Raw genomic sequence first — 6836 nt, forward strand, 5'->3', positions numbered from 1 at the left:
GCTCATAGGCGCGGCGACGCGTCGTTCCTGAGCGTCTCGATCGCGTCGACGAGCTGGCCGACCGTCTCGATCTCGGCCTGCATGTTCATCGTGATCAAGATGTCGAACTCGTCCTCGACATTGGCGATGAAGTCCATGACGACGAGGCTGTCCCATTCGAGATCGCCCGCGAAGGTCGTGCCATCGGCCAGCGCCACGCCTTTTTTGTTGAACGGCGCGATCAGCCTGGCGACCTTGTCGATGGTCTCGTCTCTGTCGGTCATGGCAGGCCCTTTAGGTTGGGGGGCCATGCCTGCCAAGCAAATTGGGCACAAAAGCGACCGCGCCGGGGCGCGGCCTAGATCACCACGAAGTCGCTCGCGGCAAGGGCGGGCGCGCCGCTCAGGGTTGCAAACTGGACGGCCGCACCGGCGCCGTTGCCGTCGGCGTCGAAGAAGAGCGCGCCATTGGCGGGATTGTAGATGATGCGGTCGTCGGCATCTCCCGCCGCCGCCCCGGTGCGGAAAGCGCCCACGGGGAGCGCGCCTCCGGCCAGCCCGGTAAACACCGCGTTCTCGAGGAAGATCCGGTCCAGCCCGGTCACGAAATCCTGCACCAGATCGACATTGCCGGCGCCAAGCGCGTCGGCGAAGATGAAGCGGTCGGCATCGGCGCCGCCATTCAAGATGTCGTTGGCCGCGCCGCCGTTGAGCTGGTCGTCGCCCGCGCCGCCGAGCAGGATATCCGCGCCGGCGAACCCGGCCAGGACATCCGCGCCGCCGGCGCCCGACAAGGTGTTGGCGCCATTGTTGCCGAGCAAGGTCTGGCCGAACTCATTGCCGGTGAGGTTGAGCGCGTCGGTCCCGGCTTGATTCTGGGTGGAGATGATTTCGATCTCTCGATTGGGGCCCAGCACATAACTTACGCTGGAAAGGATGCGGTCACTGCCCTCGCCGGCCAGCTCGACCACGGTGTCGCCCGTCCGCGAGATAAAATACCGGTCGTCGCCCGTCCCGCCCTGCATTGTCGAGGCGGCATCGGCGTTGCCGAACAGCGTGTCGTCGCCGCCGAGCCCGAGCAGCGTGTCCGCGCCGCCACCGCCGGTCAGGACATTGGCCCCGGCATTGCCCAGGATCGCCTGGCCGAGCGCGTTGCCGGTCAGGTTGAGGGGCGCGACACCCGCCTGGTCCGCGGTGAAGAGTTGCTCGACCTCGCGTCCGGCGCCCAGCACATAGCTGACGCTCGCGAGGATCCGGTCATTACCTTCGCCGGCGAGCTCGATCACGCTGTCGCCCGCATTGGCGATCCGATAGGTGTCGTTGCCGGTCCCGCCCTGCAGGGTCGAAGGGGCGTCGGCATTGCCGACCAGCACATCGTCGCCGCCCAGCCCGGCCAAAGTATCCGCGCCGCCGCCGCCGGAAAGCACGTTCGCGCCCGCATTGCCGAGAATGAACTGACCCAGCGCATTGCCGGTGAGGTTGAGCGGGGCCGTGCCGCCGTTGTTGGCGGTGTTGATGGTCTCGACCGAAGAACCGCCCGCCAAGGCATAGCTCACGCTCGTAAAGATGCGGTCGTTGCCCTCGCTCGTCGCTTCCGTCACGATGTCGCCGCCATTGTCGACGAAGTAGAAATCGTCACCAAGCCCGCCCAGCATCGTGTCGACGCCGGTGCCGCCGTCGAGCGTGTCATTGCCGCCATTGCCGCGCAGCGTGTCGTTGCCGCCCAGGCCGAAAATGGTTTCGTTGGCGCTGGTGCCGGTCAGCGTGTCCGCCTCGGCATTGCCGGTCAGAGTGGAAGTCGTCCCCGAAACAATCCCTCCCAGATTGATGATGCCGCCGGCATTGCCGTCATCCCCCGCCTGATCGGCGAAAGCGGCGAAGGTCGGGACATTGATCGTCGAGGGAGTCTGGAAGATATTGTCGCCCGCCCGCAGCGTGAGCGACGCGGTCAAGTTCATGCTCGCTTGGATGAAGATGTCGGTGCCGCTGCGCAGCGTGAGGTTGGGTGCATTGGCGGGATCGACTAGCGCGCTGACCGTGACCTGCCCGCCGCTGTCGCTGCCAATGGTCAGGCTGGATGTGAATATCCGATCCAGCTCCGCATCCGAAAGCTCGACCGCGAAAGCCGCGTCGCCCGCGCTGCCGAGAATGATTTCGCGCCCATCGGTGGCGGGGCGCAGGATCACTTGGCCCGCGCCGGCGTTGATGCCCGAGGACGCGCTGATCAGGACGCGATCGGCATTGACGATGATGTCGCCGGAAGCGGAGGAAAGCGCGCTCGCGCTCGGCGCGTCGAGGATGAGCGCCCCGTTGAAGCCGGTGGTGATGATGATGTCGGCGCCTGCGCCGCCGGTAGCGGCGATGCCGCCGTCGGTGCCGGCAACGTTGCGCAGGTGAACGTTGCGGCCGGTGTTGACGACCACATTGCCGCCGGTGCCCTGCCCGAAATTGTCGGACTCCATGTCGGCGAAGCCGTCGATCAGGAAATCGCGGCCGGCGTTCACGACGATGCTCCCGCTGGCGCGCACGTCGTTGTCGAAATTCGTGCCGATGGTGCCGAAGGCGATGTCGCGGCCAGCAGTCAGCGTGATGTTGCCGCGCGGTGCTGTAATCGCGTCATTGTCGGTCGTGGCGACGATATCTGCATCTAAGCCGTTTGCGATCAACGAGACGTTGCCCGACGTGTTGCCGCCATGGACCGTCTCGAGCGGTAAAGGCGGCGGATTTCCCGGGTCAAGATCGACATCGCCGAGCAGGATCGTTCCGAAATTGCTTAAAATGAGATCGCCCGAGCTGGCGACGTCCAGCCCGTTGACCTGGTCGGAGAGCCCGCCGATCGTGACCGCCCCAAAATTGCTGATGGTGATCCCGCCGGTCGTGGTCTCCGCCTCGAGCAGCCCGGTCTGGGTCTCGATCGCGTTGCCCGGCGTGCCGACCCCGCTGAGCGCGCTGAGGATGATCGAGCTCGCAACAATGTCGGCCGCGAAGTCGCTGCCGCCCTCGGTGATGGAGCTGTTGGAGACGAGCGTGACCGAGCTGGAGGACAGGATGTTCCTCACGACAATCGAATCCGGCGTCTCGGCACTATTGGTAAGGCTGCCGACCGTCAGCACGCCGCTGCCGAACGAATCGGTGACGTTGAAGGTGAGGTTCACGCCGGGCACGGTCGCCCGGAAGGTCAGGGAATCGGCGGGATGCGGGATGACGGCAAGGATAGCGCCGTCACTGTCGCGGCGGACGATCGAGGTGTTGTTGCCCGGTATCCCGTCATCCTCGATCGTGAAACTGCCGGCCGTGCTGAACGTGACCGTTATGGCCATGACGATGTCCTCCCTTTGGATCCTACATCGGGCCAGGCGGAAGTCGCGGGCTGTCGTCCCCCCGGATTCACCTGGGCTGGCCGGACGCTGAGCTTAGCCGGCGCAGCCTAGGCGACGGCGTATCGATTTGCGAGTCGCTCACGATTGCGGGCCCGTCCCGCGCAACGCCGGCCTTTAGCGCGCCTCCGTTTGCGCGCTCGTTGGTGCCAGCGTTGAATCGACTCGCGCCAGGCGTTTGAATTCGTGGTCCGAGGGGCGCACAAGGGATCGGGCCTGCCGCTGGTGCCGGCTGGGACGGACATGGCTGGGAGGCGTGGGTGCGGTCCCGTATCCCGTCGTCACTGCGGAGGGGATCGGCGGCTACTATGCGCCTGCTCTGACCTGCGTGTGGGGAGGGGTTGACCCGGCGATAGTCGCGGGGGACGAAGCCTCATGCGATTCTTGCCCCTCTTCGCGCTCGTGCTTGCCGCGATCTCCACTCCCGCTTTGGCCCAGCTCGGCTCACACGAACGGCGCATGGCCGAGGTGGTCGAGCGGGAGCAGGCGCGCAACGTCGAGTTGCTCGAGCGGCTGGTCAACCGGAACAGCGGCACGCTGAACCTCGCCGGCGTGCGGGCGGTGGCCGAGCTGGTCCGCGCCGAGCTGGAGCCATTGGGCTTCACCGTGCGCTGGATCGACATGGCCGAGACGGGGCGCGCCGGGCATCTCATCGCCACACATCGCGGCATGCAGCGCCGCAACGCCCGCGCCGCGCCCAATATCCTGCTGATCGGCCATCTCGATACGGTGTTCGAGCCGGACAGTCCGTTCCAGCGTTTCGTCCGAGACGGCAACCGCGCCACCGGCCCCGGCATCGGCGACGACAAGGGCGGCATCGTCGTGATCGTGGCCGCGCTCCGTGCGATGCACCAGGCGGGCACCTTGCGCGGCGCCAACATCACGATCGTGCTGACCGGCGACGAGGAACGCCCCGGAGCGCCGATCGAGGTCGCGCGGCGCGATCTGATCGCAGCCGGCCGCGAAGCCGATTTCGCGCTGGAATTCGAGAATCTCGCCCGCGAGGACGGGCGCGACGCGGCGACGATCGCGCGGCGCAGCTCGACCAGCTGGACGCTCACGACACGCGGCCGCACCGGCCATTCGAGCGGCGTGTTCGGCCAGAGCCTCGGCTATGGCGCGATCTATGAAATGGCGCGAATCCTCGACGCCTTCCGCCGCGAGCTGCCCGAGCCCAACCTCACCTACAATGTCGGCGTGATCGCCGGCGGAACCCCGGCCACGATCGACGGCGACGGCTTCCGGGTCACCGCTTCGGGGAAGACCAACATCGTCGCCGAGCAGGCGGTGGCGCGCGGCGACCTGCGCACGCTCTCGGTCGAGCAGGACCGCCGGGTGCGGGAGCGCATGCAGGCGATCGTCGCGCAGCATTTGCCGCAGACCCAGGCGGAGCTGGCCTTCGCCGCCGACGGCTATCCGCCGATGGCGCCGACCGAGGGCAACCGCGCCCTGCTGACCCGCCTCAACACGGTCAACCGCGACCTCGGCCTGCCCGAAATGCCCGAATACGACCCCGCTCGCCGCGGCGCCGCCGATTCAAGCTTCGTCGCCGCCGATGTGGACACGCTCGCCGGGCTAGGCGTTGCCGGCGGCGGCGCCCACGCCGAAGGCGAATGGATCGAGCTCGACTCCATCACCCGCCCGGCGCGCCGGATGGCGGTGTTCATGAGCCGGCTGAGCCTGGAGCGGGGACGCTAGCGGCAGGCGGGCGGCCGTTCGGCGGCGCTCGCCTGTATCGCGACCATTCCGCCGTGAACGATGGAAACCTTCGTTCCGGGGTTCGCTTCCTCGACGGCAACGGTGGCGTCGAGCTGGTTGGCGAGCGCTTCGACCAGCCCGGTGCCCAGTCCGGGCTTCGCACGCTCCGCAACGGGCAGCATGCCGCTGCCGTTATCTTCGACCGAGAGCGTCCAGTCGGTTCCGCTGCAACGATAGTCCACCACGACCTTGCCCGCCGAATCGGGCCCGGGGAAAGCGTGCTTCAGGCAGTTGATCACCAGCTCGGTGCCGATCAGGCCCAGGCTGACCGAGACGTCGGGCGACACCATGGCATCGTCGCCCTTGGCGGTCAGCGAAAGTCGGCCAGCCCGCGGGATCATGGAGGCGCCGATGCTCGCGCACAATTCGGTCAGATAGGGGCGCAGCGCGACCTCGCCGATCCGGGACGCGGCGAGCTGCTTCTGCAACGTCGCGATCGACATGACGCGGTGATGGGCGTCCTGAAGGTATATGCGCGATTCGTCCGATTGAACCTTCCGGGCGCTTTGCATCAGCACGCTGGCGATGATCTGCAGGCTGTTGGCGACGCGGTGCTGCAGCTCCTGCAGCAGCAGCTCCTTGTCGCGGACGAGGTCGTCCTTCAGCCGCTCGGCGAGGCGCGCCTCGGTGATGTCGGTGATGGAAAGCGCAATGCGAATGTTGTCGGCGTCGAAATAGTCGAGCATGTGGGCGCGCAGGACCAGCCGCCGCGGCTTGTGGCCCTGGCGGACCAGGTCCATTTCATAGGCCTCGATGGTGGGGACCCCGGCGACCGTGGCCTGCAGCAGCGAATTGAGCTGCGGCACGTTCCACTCGCCGCCGCCGAGATCGGTAAGTCTGAGCCCGACCAGATCGGGCTGAACAGCGAAGATGCGGCGGAAGGAATTGCTCGCCGCGACGACCTTGAGCTCGTCGTCGAGCAGGACGAGCGGCGCCTCCGAAGACACGATCAAAGCCATTGCGAGGCTGCTCGCGGCTTCCGGGGGGACGGGCACAAAGAATTCCACGGCCGAAGCCTTCGGGAACCGGAGGCTCGCGGAACGAAAGCCATGCCCGGCAGATGTCGAACGACCTGTGCGAATCGCACCTGAGGGTCGCTCGGTCACCTGTATAGCACAGATCGGGCGATTCGCGTGCATTAAAAGCGAGCCGCCCTATCACGGCTAATCCATTGCGAACGCAAGCAAATAGGTGACAAACAAGGTAAGTTTCCTGGAACAGTATCGTCCTGCATTTTCTCATGAATTATACATGAACCATACTATTTATTTATTTTAGGGAACTTCATGCCACCCGGCATTGTTTGCATATCATCGTTCCAATAAAGGAATTCATGACATGCGTAAGATCATCCTGGCCGCCCTTGTGGCGGCGACCGCCATCCCGTTGGGCTCGAGCCCCGCTTATGCTGCGCACCCACATAGCTCCAACGAAAACCAGGAGCGCCGCGAATGCAATCGCGAACTTCGAGACTCGGATTCCCGCCGCGAATATCGCCGCGAGCAGCGCGAATGCGCCCGCGAGATCAGCCAGGCGCGGCGCCAGGATTGGCGTCAGGGCCGCCGTTACGATTATAACCGCCCGCCCGCCGGCGGCGCTTATTATGCCGACGACTATTATCGCGATGGGCGCTATTATCGCGAGCGGCGGCTGAGCTACAACGATCGCATCTATCGCGGCCGCGACAATCGCTATTATTGCCGCCGCAACGACGGCACGACCG

Annotated in this window: 5 protein-coding genes; 2 read left to right on the top strand and 3 right to left on the bottom strand. The window is 65.9% G+C overall.

Going from position 1 to position 6836, the window contains the following annotated elements; genetic code table 11:
- Nucleotides 1-2 precede the first annotated feature (2 nt).
- On the bottom strand, nt 3-263 hold the full coding sequence (locus ACT4N8_RS14165; protein ID WP_444858760.1) for an acyl carrier protein: 261 nt from the start codon (nt 261-263) through the stop codon (nt 3-5).
- Nucleotides 264-337: 74 nt separating this feature from the next.
- Nucleotides 338-3298 (bottom strand): hypothetical protein, encoded by a 2961-nt coding sequence (locus tag ACT4N8_RS14170; RefSeq protein WP_444858761.1) that lies wholly within the window; start codon nt 3296-3298, stop codon nt 338-340.
- A gap of 432 nt (nt 3299-3730) precedes the next feature.
- Here ACT4N8_RS14170 and ACT4N8_RS14175 point away from each other — a divergent pair, with 432 nt between their 5' ends.
- Nucleotides 3731-5053 carry a M20/M25/M40 family metallo-hydrolase gene (locus ACT4N8_RS14175; RefSeq protein ID WP_444858762.1) on the top strand — a complete coding sequence of 441 codons (1323 nt, stop codon included), beginning with the start codon at nt 3731-3733 and terminating at the stop codon, nt 5051-5053.
- On the opposite strand, the gene ACT4N8_RS14180 is transcribed toward ACT4N8_RS14175, so the two are convergent.
- Nucleotides 5050-6072, bottom strand: a complete 1023-nt coding sequence (locus ACT4N8_RS14180) for a sensor histidine kinase (RefSeq protein ID WP_444858763.1) — start codon at nt 6070-6072, stop codon at nt 5050-5052. The genes ACT4N8_RS14175 and ACT4N8_RS14180 overlap by 4 nt on opposite strands.
- Nucleotides 6073-6451: 379 nt before the next feature.
- On the opposite strand from ACT4N8_RS14180, the gene ACT4N8_RS14185 reads away from it, so the two are divergent.
- Nucleotides 6452-6836, top strand: a 385-nt coding sequence (locus tag ACT4N8_RS14185; protein WP_444858764.1) for a glycine zipper 2TM domain-containing protein, incomplete at its 3' end; no start/stop codon positions are given.

It is taken from the genome of Sphingosinicella sp., from assembly GCF_052387495.1.
Classification (GTDB): domain Bacteria; phylum Pseudomonadota; class Alphaproteobacteria; order Sphingomonadales; family Sphingomonadaceae; genus Allosphingosinicella.

What these genes read in the sequence shown, in the direction of transcription:
- ACT4N8_RS14165 (WP_444858760.1), bottom strand. Translation starts at nt 263, where the DNA reads ATGACCGACAGAGACGAGACCATCGACAAGGTCGCCAGGCTGATCGCG.
- ACT4N8_RS14170 (WP_444858761.1), bottom strand. Translation starts at nt 3,298, where the DNA reads ATGGCCATAACGGTCACGTTCAGCACGGCCGGCAGTTTCACGATCGAG.
- ACT4N8_RS14175 (WP_444858762.1), top strand. Translation starts at nt 3,731, where the DNA reads ATGCGATTCTTGCCCCTCTTCGCGCTCGTGCTTGCCGCGATCTCCACT.
- ACT4N8_RS14180 (WP_444858763.1), bottom strand. Translation starts at nt 6,072, where the DNA reads ATGGCTTTGATCGTGTCTTCGGAGGCGCCGCTCGTCCTGCTCGACGAC.